We start from the raw sequence: 24,337 nt of genomic DNA, 5'->3' as shown, positions 1-24,337 counted from the left end.
GATTTTGCTGCTTAGAGCGCCGGACCGGTGGTGTTCCACGGCGACTCATAGAGTTCGTAAAGCGCCACCGCGGCTGCCCCTTGCGCCCAGAAGTCGTCGTTCGAATCGTCAAAGACGAGTTCGGCTACACCCTTCAGAGACGGCGGCACGGCGAGCGCATAGGCGTTTCGCAGGCTGTCGAGAAACGGTTCACCCAGCGCAAGACTGGAACCGACAAGGATAACGCGCGGCGGCGCAAACAAGGTGACGATATTGGCGATCGCAACGCCGACGGCTTCTCCGGCACGGATTGCAGCACTGATCAATGTGTCGTCCTCGGCCTTGATAAGCGCCTGGGCGTGCGTCATTCCCCGTCCAAGCCGGATGGCCTCGGCAAATCGGCCGCTGGCCGGCTGCCCGCCGAGGATCTCGCTTTCGCCAGCCTGGCTCGACAGTCGCACCACGCCATGCGGTCCCATCCCGAGCACCAGGTCGCCAAGATTGTGGCTGAGGCCGCCGGCACCTCGAAACAGCTGATTGTCATGGAGCACGCCCAGTCCAAGCGTCTGCTCGAGCGAAATCAGGACCATGTCCTCCAGATCACGGGCCTGGCCGAACCAGTGGTGGGCAAGCGTGATGGCATGCGCATCGCTTTCCACGATGGTCGCGGTGTTGAGCCTGGCCGTCATCTCGCTGGCGAAGTCGACATTCGTGTCACGAAAGATCGGGCTGCTGCGGATGTGGCCGGTGCGGTGTTCGATGACGCCCGGAAGCCCAAGGCAAACAGTATCGACATCTTCGAGCGAGAGCCCGGCATCGACCACGCAGCGGCGCACGCCATCCTCGACGAGATCGGCGATGACACCGATCGGCTGGCGATCGATGCGAATTGGGAGCGTGAGCTTTGACAACACGTCTCCGCGAAAATCGGTCACGACGAAAACGAGGCGGTTGGCGGCGATCTTGGCGCCGACCACCCTTGCTGCATCCGGATTGAGTTCGAGCATCACGCGTGGTCGGCCGCGCGCCGCCTCGTTGCGAATATCGCCTTCATGACGCGGCAGGATCAGACCGTCATCGAGCAGAGAGGCGGTGATGGCTGACACCGTCGTTGTCGACAATTGCGTCCGTTCGCTGATCTCGACACGCGATATCGGCCCGTGACGACGGATCGTATCCAGCACGTTCAAGCGGTTGATCGCGCGCATCAATTCCGGATCTGCGGTCTTCATGAGGTGTTGCCGGCTCTTCGATATCCCCGCAGATCGCGGGGGCTTATATTTTCAACGGTATGCGAATTAAATAGCGCGTCGGAGACCCCGTCTGTCAAGCCAAATTTGCCAATTTCGGGGAGGGGAGTTGACATTCGCCAAAACCTCCCGATGATTTAATCCGCATAAGGGAAAAATTGAAGAGGACGATTTTTTCCCTTCCTGGAGGAGGAATCATGCTTGACCATATGAACCCAAAAGCCTTGCTTCGCAGCCGTTTCATTGCCCGCTCGGCGGCGACTGGACTGGCACTCCTGATTGCCGCGGGAAGTGCCGCAGCAGATACGACCGTGAAGTGGCTGCATCTTGAAATCGACCCGAACTATCTGGCGGTCTGGAAGAAGATCGCGGACAAGTACGAGGCTGGGCATCCCGGCGTGAAGATCGAAATGCAGTTTCTGGAAAACGAAGCTTTCAAGGCGAAGCTTCCGACGCTGCTGCAATCGAGTGATGCCCCGGACCTGTTTTTCTCCTGGGGCGGCGGCGTCCTGAAGCAGCAGCTGGCCACCGGCACGCTGATGGATTTGACCGACGCCATGAACGCCAAGGATGGCGCCTGGCTGAAGAGCTATAATCCGGCCTCCATCAACGGCCTGACCTTCGAGGGCAAGATCGGCGCTGTTCCCTATAAGATGGGTACGGTTTCATTCTTCTATAACAAACAGATGTTTGAAAAGGCCGGCGTCGACGCGGCGTCGATCAAATCATGGGACGACTATCTCGCCGCCGTCAAAAAGCTCAAGGATGCCGGCATCGTCCCGATTGCAGGCGGTGGCGGCGAAAAATGGCCGATCCATTTCTACTGGAGCTACCTCGTCATGCGCGACGGCGGCCAGAAGGTCTTCGATGCGGCCAAAAACGGACAGGGCGAAGGTTTTAACGATCCGGCCATCATCAAGGCCGGCGAACAACTCGCCGAACTCGGCAAGCTCGAACCGTTCCAGCCGGGCTACCTGGGCGCCACCTGGCCACAGGCGCTCGGCGTCTTCGGGGACGGCAAGGCGGCAATGATCCTCGGTTTCGAGAACACCGCTGCCAACCAACGCACCAATTCCGGCGATGGTAAAGGGCTCGATCCCGACAATATCGGCCGTTTCGCCTTCCCCGCCGTTGCCGGCGGTGCGGGGGCCGTGACCGACACGCTCGGCGGGCTGAATGGCTGGGCTGTGACAAAGAAGGCCCCTCCCGAAACGCTTGATTTCCTTGCCTATCTGACAAATGCCGAAAATGAGCGCGAGATGGCCAAGGCCGGCATGCTCATCCCGGTTGCGGCGGGTGCACAGGACGGGGTGTCCAATCCCTTGATGCATCAGGCCGCCGAACAGCTCGCGCATTCGACGTGGCACCAAAACTTCTTCGATCAGGATCTCGGCCCCTCCGTCGGTCGCGTGGTCAACGATGTCTCGGTTGCCATCGTATCGGGTCAAATGAGCCCTGCCGACGGCGCTCAGCAGATCCAGGAAGCCTTCGAGCAGGATCAGCTCTGATCAAGACGATCGCGGCGCGGAGCTTGTTCCCGCGCCGCCCTCAATCCGGTAAAGGGGATCGGCCTCAATGACCACCATCAGCGTGACAAGCCTCGTGCGTCCGCGCCCGACTGTCAGATCGGCGGTGCGCAGCAAGGATCCTAGCCTGGCGCGGCGCCTGCCGGTCCTGCTTCTGTTCCTGCCGCCAGCACTGTTGCTGTTTACGATCTTTGTCATCCTGCCGATGGGCGAGGCTGCCTGGTACAGCCTTTATAAATGGGATGGGTACGGTCTGCCGACGCAGTTCGTCGGAATGCGCAATTTCGAGGTGCTGTTCAAGAACAGTGCCTTCCTGACCGCGTTGAAAAACAATGCCCTGATCATCGTCATTTCGATCATGATCCAGATACCGCTCGCTATCTGGTTGGCGACGATGCTCGCCCACCGGATCGCCGGCGTCGTCCTCTTTCGCCTGATCTTCTTTTTGCCCTACGTCTTGGCGGAGGTTGCAGCGGGCCTCATCTGGCGCTTCGTCTACGACGGCGACTATGGTCTGTTTGCCTCGGCTGCCCACCTCATCGGCGTCGAGACCCCCTATGTTCTGGCCGACAAGGACCTGGCGATCTATGCGGTCCTGGCAGTTGTCGTCTGGAAGTATTTCGGTTTCCACATGATGCTGTTCATCGCGGGACTGCAATCGCTCGACAAGAGCGTGCTGGAGGCGGCCGAAATCGACGGCGCGAGCGGTTGGCAGCGGTTCCGCTACATCACCCTGCCGCTTCTCGGCTCGACCGTCCGCCTGTCCGTTTTCTTCGCCGTCGTTGGCTCACTGCAGCTCTTCGACCTCATCATGCCGCTGACTGGCGGTGGGCCATTTAACGCGACACAGACCATGGTCACCTTCCTGTTCAACTTTGGCGTTACCCGCATGCAGGTCGGACTTGGCAGCGCCGTTGGCGTCGTCCTGTTCGTCATCTGCGTGACGCTTGCCTTCGGCTACAAACGGATATTCATGCGCAATGACTGATATGGCCTCATCCGCCCGGATCGCTGCCGGGACCAAGATCTACCTCTACGTCTCGCTGACGATCATTGCCGCAATCGTGCTCGTGCCATTGCTGACCACAGCGCTTGGCGGCTTCAAGGATCTCGGCGATCTGCGCACCAACCCCTTTGGGCTGCCTGCCGCATGGCACCCGCAAAACTATACCGACATTCTCTTCGGGGACCGCTACTGGCGGCAAATGACGAATTCGCTGATCATCGCGACGTTGACGGTCGGCCTGACGGTTTCGGTCTCGGCCATGGCCGCCTTCACCTTCGCGCATGTCAAGTTCTTCGGTGCCGGCTTCCTGCTCAACTATTTCCTGATCGGCCTGATGTTTCCGGCGGCGACCGCCATCCTGCCTTTGTTTATCCGGATCCGTGACCTTGGCTTGTTGAATTCCTACTGGGGCGTGGTCTTGCCCCAGGTTTCCTTTGGCCTCGGCATGAGCATTCTCCTGTTCCGAAACTATTTTCGCAACCTTCCGGAAGAATTGTTCCAGGCCGCAATCGTCGACGGCTGCGGCTACATCCGCTTCTTCTGGCACATTTCGCTGCCGCTCTCGCGGCCGATCATTGCGACGGTCAGCATCATCTCCTTCGTCGGCAGTTGGAACAGCTACATTCTGCCGTTGATCATGCTGAACTCGGAGACGATGTATCCCTGGCCGCTCGGCATCATGGTCTATCGCGGCGAGTTCGGCACTGCCTGGCAGCTGGTGCTCGCCTTCATCACGCTGACGATCATGCCGACGATCATCGTCTTCTTCCTGGCGCAGAAGCATATTATCGCCGGCTTGACTGCGGGTGCGGTCAAGTCTTGAGGCGAGGGCCGAGCATGAGGCTCGGCGTCAGCCGAAGGTGAGGCCGTCCGCGGTGAGGGGAGGCCCCAGTGACAGTGCCTGCCCCTCTTACGAGGCGGGAACCCACTTGAAGTGATCGCCATCAGACTGAATATGGCCGACACCGGGGAATGGGAAGTGAGGTGCGAAGATGAGTTCCTTCGATCCGGCAAGCTTCTTCAGGGTCTCAATGCGGGTTTCCTCACCGACGGCTGCGTCGCTGTCGAACCCGAGCGGCCAATCGGGCCTGGCAAGTGAAATGATCGAGCTGTGAACGGTATCGCCGATGTCAAACAGTTTCTCCTTGCCGGAAGCCATTTCGTAGCCGACATGGCCGGGCGTATGTCCTTTCAAACCGACCGAGGTAATGCCGGTGATGACCTGGGCGCCGGGCTCGAAGGTCTTTACGTGCCCGTCGATTGCCTTGACGACATCAGCGAGCTGATCGTTCTTCTTGGCAAAGGTCCACTCGGGCGACGACATGCGGATAGTTGCCTTGGGAAAGGCCAGCTTGCCGTCCTTGACGAGACCGCCCATGTGGTCGGGATGGGAGTGCGTTATCAGCACGTCGGTGACGTCTTCCGGCTTGAAGCCTGCCTGAGCGAGTGACTGTAGAAGCGCGCCGCCGACACCTGTGTCGATGAGGATCAACCGCTTTGGCTGCTTCACCAAAAGCGCGTCGACGCTGAGCGTAATCGTGTCCGCAGGCGCGCCTGCGGCCTTTAGGACGTCGGCGACGTCTTCAGGGCTGCGACCGACACCGAATATCTTGTTGTCATTCGGCCTGACGAACTGTGCGTCATGCAAGGCCACAATGTCGAATGAACCGAGTTTGAAGGATTTCGAACCGGGCTCTTGCGGCGGCATCTGGGCGAATGCCACCGTTGCCAGTGCAGTGGCGAAGGCCAAGCAAACGGAGAAGGAAGCTTTGGAGCCGTACATGATGACAATCCCTTTCACGAGGTGAGACAACCATCTTCTTAGGCCAATATCTCATACGTGGTCACATCGAATTCTCGTGAACATCAGACCCTGCCAGCGCCCGTTGTCGTTCTGCAGTAGGAAATGCTGCCGTCAATGGTCACTAAACGGTCTGCGCGTGCTTTAGACGTGACCATCGGAGCGTTGGGCGCGTGTGGCGACGGTGTATTTGTCAGGCCGAACGTCACGTTTCGCCGGTTGTTCGAGACAAGCCGTCCATCCATGCCGGTCAATTCAGCCCATGTCGAGCCGTCGCGGCATCCTCGTGGATATCGATGGAGACAGAAGATCCAGCAGGCAGCGCGCGCGGTATTGAAACGCTTGCGCTCCGGAGGATGCATGTCCTGTTAAAATGTCTTTGCAACCTGGTACTCATTCGCTTCCCAGGCCCGCAGTTTACCGGCTTCGCAAGTGTAGTTCTCGTCCGTTTCGGCTATTCCGATACCAATACCGTCAATATACGGATCATCGAATGTGACGTAGATGTCTGACTTGCGGATTTTTCGTTCCTGGAAGTCATTCAGTATGAAGGCGAGGCACTGAACGTTCTTCTTCGTGTTGCCGCGTTGAATGTGGCTCTCAATTTTGCGGTCAATCTTGGAAAGCGGAAGCGTGTCTGCACGAGCTGCTTCGGATGCAAGCAGCGCCGGCGACGCCAGAATGAGGATCCATGTCAAACGCAATTTCATCTCATCCCCGTCTGCTACGAGGTGGATCCGACCCACATGGCGTAGAACCTACCGTCGACCATCGGGTCCGGATAGGCCATATCGCTGACCATCCCAATAATTCCGCAATCCCTAAGAAACATTCAGCCTGATGTGGGCGCGGCGTGTAGGGGTACACCTTGAACGACTTTGTGATCTTTCATTGTTGCTGGGCGTTCCATTGAACGTTATTTTCGCTGGTTCCGGCGCAGGCTTGGGCACTCACCGCAATCGCGGCAGCCAAAAAGCTGCCGAAACACCTCACTGCCCCCTCTCTTTGGTCGCAGATGGAGTATCGCAAGTTCTCAGGAGTGTGTTGATCTCGTCGCACAAAACCATGAATGCAGCAGCAACGAGCTCGTTTGGCATATCATCCATCTCGGCAATCAATGTCTCTACCTCGCTGAGTGCGCGAGACGCCATGGGTGTATTCACTCCGCTTTCGTCAAGCGTCAGCCGCAGTTCGTGGATGCTGGCGATGCCGCGAGTAACCAGCTCCTTTCGCTCGTTGGGCGTCAGCAGCTGAATTTGGTTTGCGGCGCGAACGAGCTCGGAGACAAAATCTGATGTTGTCGAGATGCTAGACATGCCTCACCCCGATTTTTAGCGGACTGGTTGTGCCCAATATATCGGCAATGCCATATTGGGCGAGTTAATCTTTTGGTTGACCGAAAGCGGCTACCGTTACTCTAATATAGTCCAACATTCTCGTTTCCCTATCAATTTGCGAGTAGACACACATGAGCAAATTTCGGGCTTTCGTCGCAGCCGGAATGCTGATCGGGTTGGCTGCCATTGCTTCGGCTTGTACGACCCAGGACAATTCTAATCGTGGTGATTTTCAATATCAGCCACGGCATTCGGTGAATCCGGCCTGCAGCCATGGCTTCAGACCGACCAACGCGCTCTCCTGCGCCTACTGAGGCACCACTACCGTCTATGAAATCACCAAGCGCATTCGAGGTGCTCTCAATACAATCGCGAGATCCTCCCAATCGCCAGGCGCGCCCTTACGCCCACAGGTGCGGCGCATCCCTGCAAGCCTCCCCAGCGTCAATTCCTTCCCGAACGTCTGCTGGATCTCAAGTAGTCGATCGGCTTACGGCGCCGATCGACAGCAGACTGGGCATTCGCGATATGAAGAAGTCCATCGACGCTCCACCAAGATCACCTGGATCAGCCCGCCCTTCGACCCTGAGATGAGATCCTGAACGCTCTTAACCGCGGCGATCCTGGCGCCAACAGACAGGACGCCCTCGAGGACTCCGTCGATCCAGTCGGCGTTCTCCTCCTCGTCATCAAAATCGTACTGATGGCGCTGCACCTCCCCGCCGAGCCTGCCTGCGCGAACGCCTTGTCTTTTGCCCACCTCGTACCAATCCTGGACAGTTCGGTCCTTGTACATCGCAACCATCCCTTCTACCGAACGGAGACCGCGGACCCTGAACGGTCCGGGGATGCCGAACAGGTCGCGTCCATCATGGTGAGCTGCCCCACCGGTTGAAGCAAGACAGGAAAAGAGAGAATGAGCGGCGACGTGCGAATGGCGGCAGTTGTCCGCGCCGATGGCTCATCTGGCCGTTCTCGCGACAGGAGTTTTCCTGCGCTCATCTGCTGATCTATCACGTAGAATGCTATATGGATCGCTGTAGCGATCGACCTCAACCAATTGCGTTTGCAATACTTTCTTCCTAATCTTCCTCGGTGCGAAGGACGACGGCAAATGAGACTGTTAATCGTTGAGGACAATCACGAGCTGGCAGATTGGCTGGCGAGGGCGCTTGAGCAGGCTCGCTATACTGTCGATGCGGCGCATGACGGCGAGGAGGCCGAGCATTTTCTCGCCATCGCGAATTACGCGGCGGTCATCCTCGATCTTTCCCTGCCCAAGGTCGACGGGATGACGCTGCTCAAACGCATTCGCCGTGCTGGCAACAAGACGCCCGTGATTATCCTGACGGCCAATGCCTCGCTCGACGGACGCGTAGCGGGCCTCGACACGGGAGCCGATGACTATCTTGCCAAACCCTTCGAGCTTGCCGAACTGGAAGCGCGGCTGCGTGCCCTGATCCGGCGGGGGCATGATCTGGCAAATCCGGCAATCGCCGTGGGCGATCTCGTGCTCAACAGCGCCACCCGGCAATTCAGCCTCAAGGGCGAGCCCTTGCAACTTACGCCGCGCGAACATTCCGTGCTCGAATATTTGATCCTGAAAGCCGGAACGACGGTGACCAAGGCCCAGCTTCTGGAGAGTGTCTTCGGCTTCGACGCCGAGACGGATCCGAGCGCCATCGAGATCTATGTGCACCGCGTACGCAAGAAGCTCGAAGGCGGAGCTGTCCAGATCGCGACATTGCGAGGCCTCGGATACATGCTGAGGGCACCTTGAGATGACGGTTTTTCGGCCGCGTTCGCGCGTTGCAGGTCTATCTGTGCGCCTTCGCCACAGCCTTCGTGCCCAGTTGTTTGCGTGGGTAACCGTAACGCTCGTCTGCGTGCTCTGTCTCAACCTTTATGTCAGCCAGCGCCGTGCCGTCTTCACCGCAAACATCGTCACCGACAATATGCTGCTAGGTTCCGCGCGCATGATCGCCGAAGCGGTGCGTGTCGATCCAGGCGGCACGATCACGGTCGACATTCCCCCGGCTGCCCTCGAGATCTTCGGCACCGGCTATGGCGACCGCGTCTATTATCGGGTGACGACCCCATGGGGAAATCTCGTTGCCGGCGACCCGACGCTTGTGCAGCCTGAAAAGCTCGGCACCGGTCAGGATATGCGGTTTCGCGACCTCGATATCAGGGCGATGGCGATCGACCATCCGGTCGTCGGTCTTGGCAATGACGGCGTCGCGACGGTGACCGTGGCGGTGACGCTGAACAGTGAAAGCGCGCTGAAGCGAAGCCTCTGGATGTCCGATTTCACCAATCAGGTCGCACTGGTTGTGGCCGCCGGCCTTGTCACCGTGCTTGGTCTGAGGCGCCTGCTCGCACCCGTGCTGAGGCTGCGCGATGCGGTCCTGGCGAGCCGGCGCGAACGACTTGAACCCTTCGATCCGGCAAGCGTGCAGACGGAGCTGCAACCGCTTGTGCACGCTCTCAACGATTACATGGGCAGGGTACAGAAGCAGATGGGAGCCCAGCGCCGGTTCGTCGCCAATGCCGCCCATCAGCTCAGGACACCTTTGACGCTGCTTGCGACGCAGGCCGGTTTCGCGGCGCGTGAAAGCAACCCGACCCGCCGCCACGAGGCACTGCAAGCGCTTACCCGCAGCACGCGGCAGGCGTCTCGCCTCGCCGAACAGCTTCTTACCCTGACGCGTGCCGAGCCGGGCAGTCGCGCCCCGCGCGCCGAACGTGTCGACATGGCGGAGGTCGCGCGTAAAGTGCTCGAGGCCCATGCGGAGGAGGCACTTCGACGCGGGATCGACATTGGTCTTGAGGCGAACGGTCAGGCCCCGGTGGTGGGCGACGAGACGATGCTGCGCGAGATGGTCGTCAATCTCGTCGACAACGCGTTGCGCTATACGCCGGCACCAGGCGAGATCACCGTCAGCGTAACGCGTCATCAAGCGCAAGTGGTACTAACAGTCGACGATTCCGGTCCCGGCATCCCGGAAAACGAACGTGACCAGGTTTTCGAACGCTTCTATCGCATTATCGGAACCCAAGCCGAGGGCAGTGGGCTTGGCCTTGCCATCGTCCATGAAGTCTTGGACGGTGCCGGCGGTTCCATCGATCTTGGGACATCGCCAAGCGGCGGGCTTGCCGTGACGGTCCGCTTGCCGTTGGCGTCATAGCAAAGAGGGGGCTTTGCGGCCCCCTCGATAGCGGTTGATCAGCGATCGGTTCAATGTGTCTCGAGGCTTTGTTGCGGGCGCCACTTGGCAAGCCGGTTCTCGACGAGGGTCATCACATATTCGGCCGCAAGCGTCACGACCATCACGAGAACGATGGCGGCGAACATGCCGGCGGCATCGAAGGTACCCTTGGCGATCGAGATCAGCTGACCGATGCCGAAGCGGGCGCCGACGAACTCGCCGACGATCGCGCCAATGATGGCGAAGCCGAAGGACACATGCAGGCTGGCGAAAATCCAGCTCATCGCCGAGGGGATGACGACGGTGCGGGTGACCTGCCAGTCCGACGCGCCAAGGATGCGGGCATTGGCGATCATGTCGCGGTCGGCTTCACGCACCCCCTGGAAAGCGTTGGCGAAGACCACGAAAAATACCATCACGAAGGCAAGTGCCACCTTGGAGGCGAGACCGAGACCCATGATCATGATGAAGATGGGTGCGAGAACGACGCGCGGGATCGAATTGATCGCCTTGATGTAGACCGAGAAAATATCGGAGAGCATCGGGTTGCGTCCAAGCCCGACGCCGATCACGACGCCGGCAATCGAACCGGTGAAGAAGCCGATCAGCGCCTCTTCCATCGTCACGCCGAGATGATACCAGAGAGACCCTTCCGCGGTGCCTTCCGTCGTCCATTCATAAAGGCGTTGCACGACCCCGGAGGGACTTGAGTAGAAGAAGGGATCGATCCAGCCTAAATCGGAAGAGAGCTCCCACAGCCCGAGCGCTGCGACAAGGATCGTGATTTGCCAGAAGAAGACCGTCTGCTTGCGGCGCTTGATCGCCTTCAGCGCGGCGGCCTCAATCTCCTTGTCCGACGTACCCGGACGAAAAGAAGTAATGCCCGTCTCCATGGTAATGTCCGTCATGGCCTTATCCTTTCTCACGCCGCTTCGCTGGCGCGGCGATAGCTGGTCTCGACCTCCTGGCGCAGGTCGTCCCAGATGGTTTTGCAGTAGTCGATGAAGGCGTGCTCGTAGCGGATTTCCGAAACCACGCGGGGACGCGGCAGATCGATGTGGTAGACGGATTTCACCGTCGCCGGGCCGGCTGTCAGCACATAGACCTTGTCGGCGAGCGCCACCGCCTCTTCGAGATCATGAGTGACGAAAACCACCGATGCCTTGCGTTCCGCCCAGAGCTTCAGCAGTTCTTCGTGCATGACGGTGCGGGTCTGCACGTCGAGGGCGGAAAAGGGCTCGTCCATCAAAAGGATTTCCGGCTCGTTGATGAAGGTCTGGGCAAGCGCCACGCGCTTGCGCATGCCGCCCGAAAGCTGGTGCGGGTAGTGATGCAGGAATTTCGACAGCCCCACGCGGGCGAGCCAGTCTTTGGCGGCTGCCTCCGCCTCGACCCGCGACCGGCCGCGAAAGAGGGGGCCAGCCATGACATTGTCGATGACGTTCTTCCAGGGAAAGAGGGCATCCTTCTGGAACGCGAAGCCGACGCGGGGGTCGATGCCCTTCACAGGGCCACCCATCAGCCGCACTTCGCCGGCCGAGGGCTTGGCCAGACCAGTGACCAGGTTCAGGGTGGTGGACTTGCCGCAGCCGGTCGGACCGACCACCGCGACGAATTCGCCTCGCTCCACCGTCATGTTGAAGTCCCTGAGCGCCGTCAGCGTCTTGCCGGTGGGGGAGACGAAGCGCCGTGTGACATTGATGAGCTCGATGGCCGGCTCCCGGCCCTGATTTTTGGACATGGGTTATCCTTTCGGCGGCGCAATTTGCGCTCGCAGACGATATCTCCGAAGAACCCGCCCCCGCCCGGAGGCGGGAGCGGTCGGGAGGATTGGCTATTTTGCGTTCTTCACGAATTCGCTCGTATAGGTCTTGGACAGGTCGATCTGCTTGCCCTTGACGTTCTTGGAAAACTCCGAGAGCACGGCGAGGACCGTCTTCGGACCGTCTTGCGGCATCACGCCGTCGGCCGTGAACATGCCTTTGCCCGCTTCGAGCGCCTTCACGTATCCATCCTTGTCACCGACGTAGAAATCCTTCGGCATCTTCTCGGCGATCTCGGCGGCCGAATGGGTGTTGATGAATTTCAGGGTCTTGACGAAGGCGTTGGCAAGCTTCTGGACCTCTTCCTTGTGCTCATCCACCCAGGCCGTCTCCATGTACAGCGAAGCGGCGGGGTAGGTACCCCCAAGCGCTGCGCGCGTGGTATCGACGGTGCGCAAATCGACAAGGACGCGAGCGTCGCCAGTCTTCACGAGACGCGAGATGGTGGGCTCGGTCGTCATGCCGGCCTGGATCTGGTCCTGCTGCATGGCGGCGATGAAGGTCGCCCCGGCGCCAGCCGGCACGGTGACGATGTCGCCGCCCGAAAGGCCGGCCTTGGACGCCATGTAGAGGGTCAGGAAGTTTGTCGAGGAGCCAAGCCCCGTCACGCCGAGATTCTTGCCCTTGAGGTCGGCAAGGCTCTTCACGTCGGGATATTTGTTGGAAACGACTTCCACTTCGCCCGGCGCCTGGCTGAACTGGACGACAGACTGGACGAACTTGCCCTTGGCCTGAAGGTCGACGCAGTGATCATAGAAGCCAACGACACCCTGGACCGCCCCGGCGAGAAGCTGGTTTTCGGCATCAACGCCAGCGGCCTCGTTGAGCAATTCGACATCGAGCCCTTCGTCCTTGAAGTAGCCCAGGGCTTCGGTGAGCTTGGCCGGCAGATAGATCTGCTTTTCATAACCGCCGACCATGATGGTGATCTTTTCGGATGCACCGGCAAGCGAGGTTGTGGCAAAAAGCCCGGCAATGGCCAGAGCAGACATGGAAAAAGCGCGCACGAAGCTGCGATGAAAACGCATGAATTCCTCCCTGTTGCGTATGGCACCGGCGCAACGCTCTCCAACGCATATTCCCCGGTGCATGGAAAAAGGATTAGCACCCCGAGCTTTCAGCCAGCTTTCAACGCGCGATTTTTTTGCAGGCTCGCTCAAGAGGTCGCGTGTCCGTCCAAAGCGCGATTTTTAAGATGCATCACCGCCTCTGCCACAGGCGGTCGATCAACGTTTCCAAAAAATCGTGTTCATCCGGCAGGCGCGCAACAGGTAAAGCTTCGTTGAGTGTTACGTCCGTATTTCGGCTTCGCGGAGCGCCATGGACCAGAGTTCGTGAAAATGCTGGACCGGCCCATGACCGGAGCCGACATTCAACGTGTTGGCCTGCGCCACGGCTCCGGCAAGGTAGGCCTTCGCATCCGCCACCGCCTTGGGCAACGCCGCACCCTTTGCAAGTTCGGCAGCAATCGCGCTCGACAGTGTGCAGCCCGTGCCATGCGTGTTCGCCGTTGGTATCCGCTGCGCCTCGAACCAGCTTGGGCCGGCGGTGGTTGCGAGGACATCCGGGCTTTCATGGCCGCACAGATGCCCGCCTTTGACCAGCACGGCCTCAGGGCCGAGCGCACGCAGGCTTTGCGCCTGATGCGCCATTTGCGCGCGCGTTTCGGCCGTCGCTGCATGCAGGAGTGCTGCAGCCTCGGGCAGATTGGGTGTGATGAGCGTCGCAAGTGGCAGCAGGCGCCGGGTAAGGACGTCGACCGCTGACGGATCGAGGAGGGCAGCGCCACCTTTGGCGACCATCACGGGATCAAGGACAATCGGTATGCCCTTATGGGGTTCGATCGCATCGGCTACCGCATCGGCGATCTCCGCGTTGGCAATCATGCCGATCTTGATCGCGTCAACGCGCACATCGGCAAAAACTGCTCTGATCTGATCGGCCACGAAAGCGGCGGGAACCAGATGGACACCGGACACACCCTGCGTGTTTTGCGCCGTTAGCGCAGTCAACACTGCCATGCCGTAGACGCCTCGGGCGCAGAAGGCCTTCAGGTCGGCCTGGATTCCGGCTCCGCCCGAGGGATCGGAACCGGCTATGGACAGAACGTTGCGGATCATCCGTAAACCCTTTCGATGTTTTTGGCGAACTGGCGGGTGGCAGCCTCCGGATCGGGCGTGCCGCAGATCGCCGAGACGACCGCAAGACCGTCAGCGCCGGCCGTGAAAACGTCCCCCACATGGACAGCCTTCAGGCCGCCGATTGCGACTGAGGGAACGGGGCAGATCCGCACCAGGCGAGCAAGCCCGGCAAAACCGATCGGCTCCTTGTGGTCCGCCTTCGTCGGCGTCGCAAATACCGGGCCGATACCGGCATAGTCGACGATTTCAGGATCGACCGCTGCAGCCAGTGCCTCGGTCTCGACCGAGAGCCCAAGGATCATGTCCGGCCCAATCCGTGCCCGGGCAGTCGGCGCGTCCATGTCCTCCTGTCCGACATGCAGGCCGTCTGCACCGATTGCGATCGCCGCCTCCACGTCGTCATTGACGATCAGCCGCGCGCCGCTGCCAGACAAAGCCGCCTTAAGTGCCCGCCCGGTCTTAATCATTTGGGCGGTATCTGCACGCTTGTCGCGCAACTGCACTATTTTAGCCCCGCCGGCGACCGCTGCACGTGCGGTCCCCACCATCCCGAAGGCAGCGCAAAGGCCAGGATCGAGGACGAGGTAGAGAGAAAGATCGAGGTGTTTCATGCGGCAGACACTTTGGCTTTTCGATCAAGCAGGGAGGCGTCGAGCGCTGCCAGCGCGTCGAGGAACGCTGGCGAAAACGAACCCGGGCCGTGCGCCTTGCTGGCTGCCATCTCGCCGGCAACAGCAAAGGTCGCAAGGGCCGCAACCGCTGCCTCGAATGGCGCGTGCGGGCGAACCGCTACGAAAGCTCCCACAAGGCAGGTCAGGGAACAACCGAGCGCGGTCACCTGGGGCATCAATGCCGAGCCGCCCTCGATGCGTGCCGCCTGTTTGCCGTCTGTGACAAAGTCAACGATGCCGGTCACCGCAACGGTCGCTCCATGCGCCCGAGCAAGCAGCCGGGCGGATTCCTCGGCCTGTTCGACACCGTCACGGCTGTCGACGCCCTGACCGCGACTTGCGCCGCCGGCAAGCGCGATGATCTCCGAAGCGTTGCCCCGAATGACGGCGGGACCAAGCTCCAGCAGCCGGGCCACGGCCGCGCGACGGAAACCCGTGGCATAATGGGCGACCGGATCGAGAACCCATGGCTTGCCGGACTGGCGGGCCGCGACGGCGGCCGCCTCCATGCCGCGCAGCCAGCCTGACGACAGTGTACCGATGTTGACTGTCAGGGCGCCGGCGATTGCGGCAAATTCACCAGTCTCTTCTTCCGCGTGCACCATGGCGGGAGAAGCGCCAGTCGCCAGAAGCACGTTGGCTGCGATGTTCATGGCAACGAAGTTGGTGATGCAGTGGACGAGCGGTGGTTGCTTGTGTAATTCGCAAAGCAACATTCCCGGCGAGGTTTGGTCAAGCATCGTGCGCCTTTCGATCGGGGAGAAAGGCGCGGGCGACGAACGCAGGAAGCGAAAGGTCCCGAGCGACTCCCTCCGCCGGCATGATCCGGTTCAGGTTCAAAGGGTGCTTCTCAGCCAACCGTTAGGAAGGCGCCCCTGTCTCTCATCGGCTCTTGTCGCAGACAAGCGCGTGGCTGTCATCCATAAAATGAGTATCGCGGCGCAGGAGCTGGCGATCGGTGTGGCGGGTTCTTGATTTCCGCGACTTTTGAGGGAGATGTCCCCGACGCGCTTGCCGCAGTCAACTCGCCAAGTGCAAAGCCGCTTGCCGCCCCCGGCAGCCGGCCTAAAAAAGTCCCCGCTGTCGCGGTTGCGGGGCAGGGAGCATTGGCCTTGAGGGGTTTCGACTCCCAAGGCATTGGACAAATGGTCGGTGACGATATTTTGTTCCGTTCTCGGCTCAAAGAACCTCGCAAAGGGGGAGCGCGCGGGTAGAGTAAATTCGCCATAGCCCCCAACCGCACGCCCCGTTGACCCACGGAGGGGCTGGGGTTCGGCTCCGGGGTCAACCCATCAAAAATAAGGGAGAATGGTGGTCGGTTTGAACCACAGCTTTTGACGACGTTTCGTCGTTTGTTCTTGCCGCCAAGTTCACCTAAACGGATAAGTAGACGGAAGCGTCATACGCCTTCATTCTTCGCGGTAGGGTTGATTCTATTTAGCGTGGTGATCCTTTCCATCATGAATGCCTCCAATCCAACATTGCGTGACCTGGCCTCAGAGATCGGTAACGTTCTAATCCGTTGGTGCTTTCTCGAAAGTGCGATGCGCGCCCAACTGCAGGAAGCGGGAATGCAGGAGCGCATAACGAAAGGTCCCATCATTTCTCATTGGCGAAGCCACATGCGCGTGCGGCGCGCCGCTCAAGCTGATCACGATGTGATCGCCGCCCATCTCGACGCGGTGGAAAAGGTCGCTGCATCTCGGAACCTTCTTGCGCATTGCATTCATTCCGCGTTCGCCGACCCCTGGGAAGCAGATAGCGCGGTTGTGGTCTGCAAGGCGGCTGACGGCAAAGAGCACGAGCTCACGATCGAGATGATCCGTCGCTTATCAGAAGAAATAGACTGGGTAAGGCGCCTAATCGACGGACACGTCCGTCTGTGATGTGCGGTAATCACCGCGACAGGCGCTGCCTCACCAAAAGCCGGGGGGCCTTGTGCCCGCATTTGCAGCGCACCGGCCCTGCGGGCCTGACGAGCCTCAATCCCTTCCCAAACTTACTCTGGTTCTCCGCGCAGGACCGGCCTTGGCCGTCGGAGCCAATCCCAAGCGGCGAGGGGACGTCGTCACGAATCTGCAAAGGCAGCCGGTATCAGGAGCGCAACCATAGCTTTGCCACCTCGTCTGCCTCGATGCGGGTCGATTAAGGCCTTTGCGGCCGGCAATCAGCGCGCATCGGTGGCCTCATCCGGTCGAGTTCGAGCGGCCATTTCAGGATTTCCTTAGTCTTTTCAGACTATGGTTGCGGGAAATGGAGAACCACATGATGCGAATCGCGGTCTTGGCCCTAGGTGTTCTACTTGCTGGCATTTCATCCGCCTTCCCTGCCGAGCACCTCAGGATTGCGACAGAAGGGGCGTATCCACCTTTCAATTTTGTTGATGAGAGCGGTGTCCTAAAAGGCTTTGACGTCGACATTGCAAAAGCACTTTGCAAACAGCTGGAAGCTGACTGCACTTTTCAGACGGTGGAGTGGTCCAAGATTATCGAAGGCCTGGAGTCCAACCAGTATGATTTGATCATCGCCAGCATGGCATATACGAAGGAGCGTGCCGCACGCGTCGAATTCTCCGCGCCATACTATCGCTCGCACTCGGTCCTGATCGGTGACGCCGAGAAATTTACGGACAGTTCTCCCGCCGCTCTGGCGGGTGCCCGCATTGCTGCTGCGGATGGAACGGTCCAGGCCGACTATGCCAAGAAGGCGTACAAAGACAGCATCACAGTCCTGGCAAAAGACCAGCCGTCAGCGCAGAAACTGCTCGAAGAAAAGAAAGCCGATTTGTTGATTGGTGACGCCATCGAGCTTTTGAGCTTCATGGAAACACCCACGGGTTCCACGTACGGCTATATCGGAGATCCGATTTCCAGCGAGTTCCTGCAGAGCTCCGCTCATATCACCGCGCAAAAAGGCAATATCGCACTCATAGCTCGCGTGAACGAGGCGCTAAAGCAAATCAAACTCAATGGCGTCTACGACAAGATCAACGATCAATATTTCCCTTTCAACATCTACTAGGGCGGCCAATTGACCGATACTCGATCACCGACAATTCGCGGGGTGTCGCTCCGATTTGTCGGACGAATCTTCCTGCTAATTGCGGTCGTTTACTCGGTGCTTGCGGCGCTGGGCGCGGGTCTGTTTCTGACCCGCATCGAGCAAGACGCTATTGCAACCCGCGAGACGCAGATACCGTTGATCCTGTCGCAGACCCGAAATGCCGTCAAGGTTGAACGGATGTCGTCTCTTGTGCGCGCCATTTTTCTCGCCAACGACCGTCGACTGGAACGCCAACTTCAATTGCAAATCCAGGCACTTGCCCAGGGTTTCGGTTTCGATGGTTCAAGCGCCCTAACCGCCGGATCCCGTAAGGTGGCCTCGCTGGCGAAGACCATAGCGGCCACGCGTCAGAAAGAGCGGGAAGACGCAGACATCGAAGCCAGTGATAGTGCATCCGCAGGCTCAGCGAAATCCACGGCGGGTCTTGTCGCATATGAAGAGGCGATACGCATTCTCGAAACGATGGGCAAGGAGGTCAGCGGGAACTCCGCTGTTGTGGCAGACGACATCGCCGGAGGCATTCAACGGAGTGCCGTGGCGGTTCGCTATCTCGTGATCGTCGCGCTCATCATTCCCGCCTTGTTCGTACCGGTTTTACTGTTACTGGCGCGCCGACACCTTGCAGAACCAATCGGCGCGGCGATCCGCAACCTTCACCGGATCGAAAAGGACGAAGCGCTTGAACCCCCGCAGAGCAAGCCACGGCTCAAGGAGTTGGCACTCATTGGAGATGCGATCGTCTCCTACGGAAGCACCGCCAGTGAATTGCGTCGCACGAATGTGGTATTGCAGGCGCTCGCCGAGAAAGACCCTTTAACGGGACTGGCCAATCGCCGCATGTTCGAGAAATTTTTGGCCGCAGCGATCCTGAGATCGTCGGCAGAATGGGGCACAGCCGTTCTGCTGATCGATATCGATCATTTCAAATCGATCAACGATCAGCATGGACATCCAACTGGCGATCGCTGTCTCAAATCCCTCGCTGGTCTCCTTGAGAATATCCCAGACCTATCGAACGCCTTGGCATCCAGATTTGGAGGCGAAGAATTCGTCGTCGTCTACGACGCTCCCTCATCCGATCACGCGTTTGAGTATGCTCGGTTCCTTTGCCGGAAGATAGAGTTGCTTGAAACGCAAAGCGTTGACGGGACGATTTTACGCTTTACCGCCAGCGTCGGTGTCTCCTTTACCACCTCACCTGCAGACAATTCCGCCGACCTTCTCGAGAAAGCCGATCGCGCACTTTATGCGGCCAAGCGATCCGGCCGCAATCGGGCCGAAGTCGACCGCCCGATGATGGGTGGAGGCAGGGCCACTGCATAGTGATGCTCTGGCGTGCCTTGGCTGCGGCTTCCTTCTTAGCGCCCCTACGAAGCTCACATGCTGGTGGCATGATCTATACGTCGCAATGACGGGACACAGGCAACCGCCTGCAGGCGGTTAGAACGGCTTAGGCGTGCCGCATGGAGGAAATGCGCCGTCACATTCCCGCCGACCGCTTCCAGACGAGGTTTTGTCCGCCTCAGCCGTTATCCATGGCGGTTGAGAACCTCGCGGTTTCGCAAACCGGCGCTAGTCAGTGTCTGGCGCAAGCCGCATAGGCCATCGCCTATTGCAGGAAATCGAACGCGATCTCAGCATCCGACAGAACGGCAAGAAAAGCCTCTTGGGCGGCTGCGGTTTCCTTTTGATCTGCAATCGAACGACCGCAGACATAGATAGCGGTCTGGTAGGCGGGGCTTAATTTGCCCGTCCAGCGCATCAACAGGAAGTCAATCGCCGCCCGGCTATCGGCGATTGTAAACATAGCGCCACTCTCGGTGCCGATGATAATGACCGGCGGCTTCCACATGTCCATGGCAAGTCGCATCCTCAAAACCAAACTGCCAGAATATTCGCGCAGTGGTGATAATTTGGCAATACACAATCTTGAGTATTGAAGACGGCCCCGGCGACGGCATTCCAGCCCTTGCGGACAGGCAAGGCCATGCGATCCCGTGTCCTCACATCTGGACGGTTCATCACGGCTCGAGACCGGTCGAGTGCACGAGCGCGCGTAAGAGATGTCCCGATCCTTGTGCAGGGTTCCGCCGGAAGTGAGAGAGGCCAGGGGCAAGACCCGCATGAGCCCTGCAGACATCTTCAAGGAAAGCCTGCGCGGGCCGGAATTGAAAAAAGAAGAGCCAAAATCGCCAAGCTGCCGCTTCGCAGCCTCAGCGGTCCTTCGGATCTCTTCCGGCACCTGTTGAGCGCAATCCGACGCGGTTCGAGCACCTTGGATCTGCATGAGGCTGAATGGCAAGCTTGGATATAGGCCCGTCCTGGCAAGAGCGGGCCGCTCCGATTTCGATGCGAGGCGGGATGAGAGTAAATCTTGGGAGCTCGCCTTTATTTAGTGCGGATAATAAGCAATATCAATGCGATGTGATTGTTATTTCGCGCAAGATGTGACGTCGGCGGCCCGGGCTGGCCAGTTCTTCAGAGCATCATCAAGCGAGGCTCGATCGGGCGCCCCCATGCGCCCTCCAAATGTCCGGCACTTAATGGCCGCCGCCATCGAGGACGAGCGCATCACATCCTCAATCGCCATGCCCTCGCAAAGCATGAGTGCGAAGGTTCCATGGAAGATATCACCTGCGGCCAGTGTGTCGATGGCCGCAATCCGTGGTGCTTCGAGATGGCAGATGCAGGCACGGTCGTCATTAAACCAATAGGAGCCTCTATCCCCGAATGTTGCGCTGACGAAGGCGTGGCTGAAGCGCTCCTTCAGCAAGCGGACCATCGATACCGGGTCTGCCGTTCCCGCAAGGCCTTCTGCGGCCGGCTGAGAAAAGACTATGTGGCTTGCTGCAGGCGCCAGCATCGCGATCACACCATTGGGCGCCACGTCACCATCGAGGATCGCGGGTATGCCGGCTTCACGGGCAGCGAGCAGCGTCTGTAATGCCAATTGTGGCCAACGAACGTCGACCAGGACCGCATCGAATGCCGCGACATCGTCAGCGCTAACCGGGGGAACGAACTGATGCAGCCGCTCTTCGTAGAAGGGGATGATCAGGCGCTCTCCAACATCATCGACAAGGATCGTCGACACGGCCGAGCGAGCGCCTGCCACGCGGTGCATGCCACGGGTGTCAATGCCGCTTTCAAAAAGCTCGCTGATGATGCGCTCGCCGGTCTCGTCGTCCCCGACGGCACCCCAAAGGCTGGCTTTGCCGCCAAGTCTTGCAACGGCAAAGGCGGCGCTCGAGGCCATACCTTCCGCAATCTGCTGCATATCGTAGGGAAGGACTTTTCCTTGCCCGGTCGGCATAACACGGACCCTGAAGAGGGTATCGAGGACAGCTGCTCCGACACACAGAACGTGCCTGGCCCGCACCGGCGGCTCTTCCATCGAGATTGCAGATATCACTTCACTGCACCTGCCGTCAGGCCGGCGACAATCTGCCTCTGTGCAAAGACAGTCAGGATCAACACTGGCAGAGTGACGATCAGGGCTGCTGCGGCAAGAGGCCCCCAGCTGACCTGTTCGAACGACAGCATGTTATAGACCGCAACGGGCAGCGTACGCGTCTCACGGCTTGCAAGGACGATGCCGAAGACGAAGTTGTTCCAGGAGAAGATGACCGACAGGATGAAGGCAACGACGATCCCGGGCCTGGCAATCGGCAGAGCCACCAGACGGAACACTTGCCACGGCGTTGCCCCATCGATGCTTGCGGCTTCCTCCAGTTCCATCGGCGTTGTTTCGAAATAGCCGATCATGATCCAGACGACGATCGGGACGGTGACGACCAGATGGATGATGATCTGCGGCCATAGCGTGCCGAGCAGGTTCAGCCACTGGAACAGCAGGAAGAGGGGAATGAGGAAAGAAAGGCCAGGCGTCATGCGCGCGATCATGATGACGACAGCGGATTTCTCAGCCTTCAGACGGGCAATGCCGTAACCGGCCGGTACACCGATTACCAGTGCCAGAAGCGTCGCCGTACCGGTGACCAGAACCGAATTCCAGAGATAGAGGAAGAAGTTGTTTTCCTCGAACACCTTGACATAGTTCGACCAGGCGAGGCGTTCCGGGATGAAAATCGGCGGATACGCGCCATTGTCGATCTCGTATTTCAGAGACAATGAGATCATCCAGAGGAAGAACAGGACCACTGGCGAGACCATCACCAGCGCCACGAAAAGAAGTCCGATGCGATCTAGCGCCTTGCGCTTCATCAGTGTGTCTCCCCGTCGGACCAGTTGGTGCGCTGCTTGACCATCAAGAGAATGAAGGAAAGCGCCACGATCAAGATGAAGAAGACAACCGCCATCGCCGAGCCATAGCCGATGTCGTAGTAGGCGAAGGCCGTGTTGTAGAGATAGATGTTGATCGTTTCCGACGCGGTCCCGGGGCCGCCTTGTGTCATCGCGTAGATGATGTCGAAGCTCTTGACCGCATCGATGCTACGAATGATGACGGCGATCATCAGGAACGGCGCAATCATCGGCAGCGTCAGGTAACGAAACTTCTGCCACACATTGGCACCGTCGATTTCCGCGCTCTCGTAGGGTTCGCGCGGTACTGCGGCCAGGCCGCCAAGCACGATCAGCATGACGAGCGGCGTCCACTGCCAGGTTTCCACCAACACCAGCGAGGGGATGACGCTCGTCTGGTTGTAGATCCATTCCTGCGGACCGATCCCGATATGGGAAAGCAGGTAGTTCAAAACGCCGAGTTGCGGATGGAACATCATTGTCCAGACGAGCGCGACGGCGACCGGGGTCGCCATCATCGGCATCACGAATATGCCGCGCATAATGCCGCGCAACGGGAACTGGGCATCGAAGATGAGGGCGGCCAGCGTCCCCAGGAAAAGCGGAGCTGCGACCGACAGCGTCGTGTAGAGCACGGTATGCCATAGCGAGTCCCAAAAGCGCAGGTCAACCGCAAGGCGCAGGTAGTTGTCCAGCCCGGCAAAGACCTGTGTCTGGCCAAGCGTCCAGCTGTTGACGCTCATCCACAGGGTAAAGACCCAGGGAAACACGATCACAGCCGCCACGACGATCAGGGCGGGGATAACGAAAGGCCAGTAATTGGGAGCAAACCGGCCCGGTTTGCTCCTCTGCTTGGCCTTGACCGCAGTTGCGGTTTCCATGCTCACCGAAGCCATTATCCCTCGCTTCGTGCCAGGACCGGCTCGAATTGAGCTGTGGCAGCCTTCAACTCCGTGGCTGGATCAGCACCGCCGATCATGTTGGTGAGGCCGACCCCGTAGATGTCACGGAACTCCGTGACGGGTATGATGATCGGCAGGGCAAGCTGCGACACCTTCGCGGAATTGGCAACAGCATCGAGCCACGCGGCCGGCATTTTCACGCCTTCGCGCACTTTGTGATCCTCGAGCACGGACTGGCGGAACGGAACGCCGGCGCCGGCCTGGAGCAGGCGCGCCCCCATGTCGTGGGAAATGGCCCACTGGCAAAAGAGATATGCGGCTTCCTTTTTCTGGCTTGCGGCGACAACGCCCAGGCCGTCTCCTGTGGTTGCCGCTGCCTGGGCTTTCGGCCCCTTCGGCATGACGCCATATCCGACCTGGCCGACGACACGAGACTTTTCCTGGTTTTCGATCGGCGGCGCAAAACCCACGCCATCGAGCCACATGCCGATCTTGCCCTGCAGGAAGGCCGACTGGGCCTCTGCCCAGTTGAAGCCGGAGACACCGGGAGGCGCTGCCCTGGTCATCAGCCGCTGGTAGAGCTTGGCTGCTTCGACGGCCTCTTCAGAATTGGTGCGCAGCTTGCCATCAGGTCCGAGCGGGCTCGATCCATAGCCGAGCAATAGCGTCGTCCAAACCGGCGTGTTGGCATTCTTGAGGCCACGGGCAACGAAGCCGTAGGTGTTGGTCGACGGATCGGTCAGCACCTCGGCGGCATGTGCCATCTCCTCAAACGTGGTCGGATAGGAAAGCCCCTTCTTTTCGAAGAGCGCCTTGTTCCAGTAAACGATCCAGTAGTCGACTGAGAACGGAAGCGAACGGAGCACGCCATCGGAATCCTTGGCGAATTTCATGCCGGCCTCGGCGAAGTCACTTTCGACCAAAGACGGATCGGTGAGGGAAGGGTCTTTTAGGAAGCTGCTGATATCGGCAAGCCAGCCGCCTTTTTCGAACTGCCGCTTTTGCACGTGATAGCTCATATGCACGACGTCGAAGCTCGGCTTGCCGGAACTCAGTTCGATCGTGGTCTTCTGGCGCTGCTGCTGCTCTGGCGTGGCTTCGGCATTGACCTTGATGCCCGTCAGTGCCTCGAACTCAGACAGATATTTGATCAGCGTCTCACTTCGCGGGCTTTTGACCAGATTGACTTCCAGCGTCGTGCCGGCGAAACGCTTCCAATCGACGGCAGCAGATGCCGAGCGGACCCCTAACAGGCCGCTGGCGCCAAGAGCAGCCGTCCCGGCAAGAAAACCACGGCGAGTGGGGTTGAAAAATGATGATGGCATGTAACTCCTCCTCTTGTTGCCGGCGATCTCCTCATGCCGGC

25 protein-coding genes and 1 riboswitch are annotated in these 24,337 nt (G+C 59.3%); of the genes, 9 read left to right on the top strand and 16 right to left on the bottom strand.

The annotated features are described in order from the left end of the window. Positions 1-11: 11 nt before the first annotated feature. Positions 12-1,211 (bottom strand): ROK family transcriptional regulator, encoded by a 1,200-nt coding sequence (locus tag ATY79_RS16010; RefSeq protein WP_088704368.1) that lies wholly within the window; start codon positions 1,209-1,211, stop codon positions 12-14. Positions 1,212-1,426: 215 nt separating this feature from the next. On the opposite strand from ATY79_RS16010, the gene ATY79_RS16005 reads away from it, so the two are divergent. The 3 genes from ATY79_RS16005 (at position 1,427) to ATY79_RS15995 (ending at position 4,584) form a co-directional block, all read left to right on the top strand. Next, the gene (locus ATY79_RS16005) at positions 1,427-2,737 is read left to right on the top strand and encodes an extracellular solute-binding protein (protein ID WP_088704367.1); all 1,311 of its coding nucleotides are present in this window, start codon (positions 1,427-1,429) and stop codon (positions 2,735-2,737) included. Positions 2,738-2,804: 67 nt separating this feature from the next. Then, complete coding sequence (locus ATY79_RS16000; RefSeq protein ID WP_088704366.1) at positions 2,805-3,743, top strand: sugar ABC transporter permease; 939 nt, start codon at positions 2,805-2,807, stop codon at positions 3,741-3,743. Further along, the gene (locus tag ATY79_RS15995; RefSeq protein WP_088704365.1) at positions 3,736-4,584 is read left to right on the top strand and encodes a carbohydrate ABC transporter permease; all 849 of its coding nucleotides are present in this window, start codon (positions 3,736-3,738) and stop codon (positions 4,582-4,584) included. The genes ATY79_RS16000 and ATY79_RS15995 overlap by 8 nt, the downstream gene beginning before the upstream one ends. 87 nt (positions 4,585-4,671) lie before the next feature. On the opposite strand, the gene ATY79_RS15990 is transcribed toward ATY79_RS15995, so the two are convergent. The 3 genes from ATY79_RS15990 to ATY79_RS15980 form a co-directional block, all read right to left on the bottom strand. Beyond that, positions 4,672-5,544, bottom strand: a complete 873-nt coding sequence (locus ATY79_RS15990) for an MBL fold metallo-hydrolase (RefSeq protein WP_088704364.1) — start codon at positions 5,542-5,544, stop codon at positions 4,672-4,674. Positions 5,545-5,930: 386 nt separating this feature from the next. After that, positions 5,931-6,272 (bottom strand): hypothetical protein, encoded by a 342-nt coding sequence (locus ATY79_RS15985; protein ID WP_245312390.1) that lies wholly within the window; start codon positions 6,270-6,272, stop codon positions 5,931-5,933. A gap of 279 nt (positions 6,273-6,551) precedes the next feature. Next, positions 6,552-6,878 (bottom strand): hypothetical protein, encoded by a 327-nt coding sequence (locus ATY79_RS15980; protein WP_088704363.1) that lies wholly within the window; start codon positions 6,876-6,878, stop codon positions 6,552-6,554. Positions 6,879-7,030: 152 nt separating this feature from the next. Here ATY79_RS15980 and ATY79_RS31570 point away from each other — a divergent pair, with 152 nt between their 5' ends. After that, positions 7,031-7,213 (top strand): hypothetical protein, encoded by a 183-nt coding sequence (locus tag ATY79_RS31570; protein WP_088704362.1) that lies wholly within the window; start codon positions 7,031-7,033, stop codon positions 7,211-7,213. A 176-nt stretch (positions 7,214-7,389) separates the two neighbouring features. Here the strand turns inward: ATY79_RS31570 and ATY79_RS15970 are convergent, their stop codons facing one another. Beyond that, positions 7,390-7,695, bottom strand: a complete 306-nt coding sequence (locus tag ATY79_RS15970) for a hypothetical protein (protein ID WP_088704361.1) — start codon at positions 7,693-7,695, stop codon at positions 7,390-7,392. Between the two features lie 318 nt (positions 7,696-8,013). On the opposite strand from ATY79_RS15970, the gene ATY79_RS15965 reads away from it, so the two are divergent. Together ATY79_RS15965 and ATY79_RS15960 are read left to right on the top strand one after the other, a co-directional pair. Next, positions 8,014-8,679, top strand: a complete 666-nt coding sequence (locus ATY79_RS15965) for a response regulator (protein WP_088704360.1) — start codon at positions 8,014-8,016, stop codon at positions 8,677-8,679. A gap of 1 nt (position 8,680) precedes the next feature. Then, a complete protein-coding gene (locus ATY79_RS15960) occupies positions 8,681-10,087 on the top strand; it encodes a sensor histidine kinase (RefSeq protein WP_088704359.1) in 1,407 nt (468 codons plus the stop codon). A gap of 50 nt (positions 10,088-10,137) precedes the next feature. Here ATY79_RS15960 and ATY79_RS15955 read toward each other — a convergent pair whose 3' ends face one another. The 6 genes from ATY79_RS15955 to thiM all read right to left on the bottom strand — a co-directional run bounded on the left by ATY79_RS15955 (position 10,138) and on the right by thiM (position 15,483). Further along, positions 10,138-11,016, bottom strand: coding sequence for an ABC transporter permease (locus ATY79_RS15955; protein WP_088704358.1), 879 nt, complete (start codon positions 11,014-11,016; stop codon positions 10,138-10,140). 14 nt (positions 11,017-11,030) lie between these two features. After that, entirely contained in the window at positions 11,031-11,849 is an 819-nt protein-coding gene (locus ATY79_RS15950; RefSeq protein ID WP_088704357.1) for an ABC transporter ATP-binding protein, read from the bottom strand. Between the two features lie 93 nt (positions 11,850-11,942). Next, entirely contained in the window at positions 11,943-12,923 is a 981-nt protein-coding gene (locus ATY79_RS15945) for an ABC transporter substrate-binding protein (protein WP_245312392.1), read from the bottom strand. A gap of 297 nt (positions 12,924-13,220) precedes the next feature. Beyond that, positions 13,221-14,051, bottom strand: coding sequence for a bifunctional hydroxymethylpyrimidine kinase/phosphomethylpyrimidine kinase (gene thiD / locus ATY79_RS15940; RefSeq protein WP_088704355.1), 831 nt, complete (start codon positions 14,049-14,051; stop codon positions 13,221-13,223). Continuing rightward, the gene (gene thiE / locus ATY79_RS15935; protein WP_088704354.1) at positions 14,048-14,683 is read right to left on the bottom strand and encodes a thiamine phosphate synthase; all 636 of its coding nucleotides are present in this window, start codon (positions 14,681-14,683) and stop codon (positions 14,048-14,050) included. The genes thiD and thiE overlap by 4 nt, the downstream gene beginning before the upstream one ends. Then, a complete protein-coding gene (gene thiM / locus ATY79_RS15930) occupies positions 14,680-15,483 on the bottom strand; it encodes a hydroxyethylthiazole kinase (protein WP_088704388.1) in 804 nt (267 codons plus the stop codon). The genes thiE and thiM overlap by 4 nt, the downstream gene beginning before the upstream one ends. A gap of 50 nt (positions 15,484-15,533) precedes the next feature. Further along, a riboswitch (TPP riboswitch) is annotated at positions 15,534-15,630 on the bottom strand. Between the two features lie 540 nt (positions 15,631-16,170). On the opposite strand from thiM, the gene ATY79_RS15925 reads away from it, so the two are divergent. The 3 genes from ATY79_RS15925 to ATY79_RS15915 all read left to right on the top strand — a co-directional run bounded on the left by ATY79_RS15925 (position 16,171) and on the right by ATY79_RS15915 (position 19,129). Next, complete coding sequence (locus ATY79_RS15925; protein ID WP_088704353.1) at positions 16,171-16,629, top strand: hypothetical protein; 459 nt, start codon at positions 16,171-16,173, stop codon at positions 16,627-16,629. Between the two features lie 379 nt (positions 16,630-17,008). Continuing rightward, entirely contained in the window at positions 17,009-17,764 is a 756-nt protein-coding gene (locus ATY79_RS15920) for a transporter substrate-binding domain-containing protein (protein WP_088704352.1), read from the top strand. A gap of 9 nt (positions 17,765-17,773) precedes the next feature. After that, entirely contained in the window at positions 17,774-19,129 is a 1,356-nt protein-coding gene (locus tag ATY79_RS15915; RefSeq protein WP_245312389.1) for a GGDEF domain-containing protein, read from the top strand. 286 nt (positions 19,130-19,415) lie between these two features. Here the strand turns inward: ATY79_RS15915 and ATY79_RS15910 are convergent, their stop codons facing one another. The 5 genes from ATY79_RS15910 to ATY79_RS15890 form a co-directional block, all read right to left on the bottom strand. After that, on the bottom strand, positions 19,416-20,048 hold the full coding sequence (locus ATY79_RS15910) for a DUF982 domain-containing protein (RefSeq protein ID WP_189638025.1): 633 nt from the start codon (positions 20,046-20,048) through the stop codon (positions 19,416-19,418). Positions 20,049-20,237: 189 nt separating this feature from the next. Continuing rightward, positions 20,238-21,218 carry a sugar kinase gene (locus ATY79_RS15905; protein WP_245312388.1) on the bottom strand — a complete coding sequence of 327 codons (981 nt, stop codon included), beginning with the start codon at positions 21,216-21,218 and terminating at the stop codon, positions 20,238-20,240. Beyond that, positions 21,215-22,030: a carbohydrate ABC transporter permease gene (locus tag ATY79_RS15900; RefSeq protein ID WP_088704348.1), complete on the bottom strand. Its 816-nt coding sequence runs from the start codon at positions 22,028-22,030 to the stop codon at positions 21,215-21,217. The genes ATY79_RS15905 and ATY79_RS15900 overlap by 4 nt, the downstream gene beginning before the upstream one ends. Continuing rightward, positions 22,030-22,965 (bottom strand): sugar ABC transporter permease, encoded by a 936-nt coding sequence (locus ATY79_RS15895; RefSeq protein ID WP_088704347.1) that lies wholly within the window; start codon positions 22,963-22,965, stop codon positions 22,030-22,032. Before ATY79_RS15895 ends, ATY79_RS15900 begins: the two co-directional genes overlap by 1 nt. Next, complete coding sequence (locus ATY79_RS15890; RefSeq protein ID WP_088704346.1) at positions 22,965-24,296, bottom strand: sugar ABC transporter substrate-binding protein; 1,332 nt, start codon at positions 24,294-24,296, stop codon at positions 22,965-22,967. Before ATY79_RS15890 ends, ATY79_RS15895 begins: the two co-directional genes overlap by 1 nt. Between the last annotated feature and the right edge of the window lie 41 nt (positions 24,297-24,337).

The organism is Rhizobium sp. R693, from assembly GCF_002211315.1.
Taxonomy (GTDB): Bacteria; Pseudomonadota; Alphaproteobacteria; order Rhizobiales; family Rhizobiaceae; genus Rhizobium.
Note: the sequence above shows the minus strand (reverse complement) of the source record. Positions and strands in the feature narration are given on the sequence as shown.

What these genes read in the sequence shown, in the direction of transcription:
- ATY79_RS16010 (WP_088704368.1), bottom strand. Translation starts at nt 1,211, where the DNA reads ATGAAGACCGCAGATCCGGAATTGATGCGCGCGATCAACCGCTTGAAC.
- ATY79_RS16005 (WP_088704367.1), top strand. Translation starts at nt 1,427, where the DNA reads ATGCTTGACCATATGAACCCAAAAGCCTTGCTTCGCAGCCGTTTCATT.
- ATY79_RS16000 (WP_088704366.1), top strand. Translation starts at nt 2,805, where the DNA reads ATGACCACCATCAGCGTGACAAGCCTCGTGCGTCCGCGCCCGACTGTC.
- ATY79_RS15995 (WP_088704365.1), top strand. Translation starts at nt 3,736, where the DNA reads ATGACTGATATGGCCTCATCCGCCCGGATCGCTGCCGGGACCAAGATC.
- ATY79_RS15990 (WP_088704364.1), bottom strand. Translation starts at nt 5,544, where the DNA reads ATGTACGGCTCCAAAGCTTCCTTCTCCGTTTGCTTGGCCTTCGCCACT.
- ATY79_RS15985 (WP_245312390.1), bottom strand. Translation starts at nt 6,272, where the DNA reads ATGAAATTGCGTTTGACATGGATCCTCATTCTGGCGTCGCCGGCGCTG.
- ATY79_RS15980 (WP_088704363.1), bottom strand. Translation starts at nt 6,878, where the DNA reads ATGTCTAGCATCTCGACAACATCAGATTTTGTCTCCGAGCTCGTTCGC.
- ATY79_RS31570 (WP_088704362.1), top strand. Translation starts at nt 7,031, where the DNA reads ATGAGCAAATTTCGGGCTTTCGTCGCAGCCGGAATGCTGATCGGGTTG.
- ATY79_RS15970 (WP_088704361.1), bottom strand. Translation starts at nt 7,695, where the DNA reads ATGTACAAGGACCGAACTGTCCAGGATTGGTACGAGGTGGGCAAAAGA.
- ATY79_RS15965 (WP_088704360.1), top strand. Translation starts at nt 8,014, where the DNA reads ATGAGACTGTTAATCGTTGAGGACAATCACGAGCTGGCAGATTGGCTG.
- ATY79_RS15960 (WP_088704359.1), top strand. Translation starts at nt 8,681, where the DNA reads ATGACGGTTTTTCGGCCGCGTTCGCGCGTTGCAGGTCTATCTGTGCGC.
- ATY79_RS15955 (WP_088704358.1), bottom strand. Translation starts at nt 11,016, where the DNA reads ATGACGGACATTACCATGGAGACGGGCATTACTTCTTTTCGTCCGGGT.
- ATY79_RS15950 (WP_088704357.1), bottom strand. Translation starts at nt 11,849, where the DNA reads ATGTCCAAAAATCAGGGCCGGGAGCCGGCCATCGAGCTCATCAATGTC.
- ATY79_RS15945 (WP_245312392.1), bottom strand. Translation starts at nt 12,923, where the DNA reads ATGTCTGCTCTGGCCATTGCCGGGCTTTTTGCCACAACCTCGCTTGCC.
- thiD (WP_088704355.1), bottom strand. Translation starts at nt 14,051, where the DNA reads ATGATCCGCAACGTTCTGTCCATAGCCGGTTCCGATCCCTCGGGCGGA.
- thiE (WP_088704354.1), bottom strand. Translation starts at nt 14,683, where the DNA reads ATGAAACACCTCGATCTTTCTCTCTACCTCGTCCTCGATCCTGGCCTT.
- thiM (WP_088704388.1), bottom strand. Translation starts at nt 15,483, where the DNA reads ATGCTTGACCAAACCTCGCCGGGAATGTTGCTTTGCGAATTACACAAG.
- ATY79_RS15920 (WP_088704352.1), top strand. Translation starts at nt 17,009, where the DNA reads ATGATGCGAATCGCGGTCTTGGCCCTAGGTGTTCTACTTGCTGGCATT.
- ATY79_RS15900 (WP_088704348.1), bottom strand. Translation starts at nt 22,030, where the DNA reads ATGAAGCGCAAGGCGCTAGATCGCATCGGACTTCTTTTCGTGGCGCTG.
- ATY79_RS15895 (WP_088704347.1), bottom strand. Translation starts at nt 22,965, where the DNA reads ATGGCTTCGGTGAGCATGGAAACCGCAACTGCGGTCAAGGCCAAGCAG.
- ATY79_RS15890 (WP_088704346.1), bottom strand. Translation starts at nt 24,296, where the DNA reads ATGCCATCATCATTTTTCAACCCCACTCGCCGTGGTTTTCTTGCCGGG.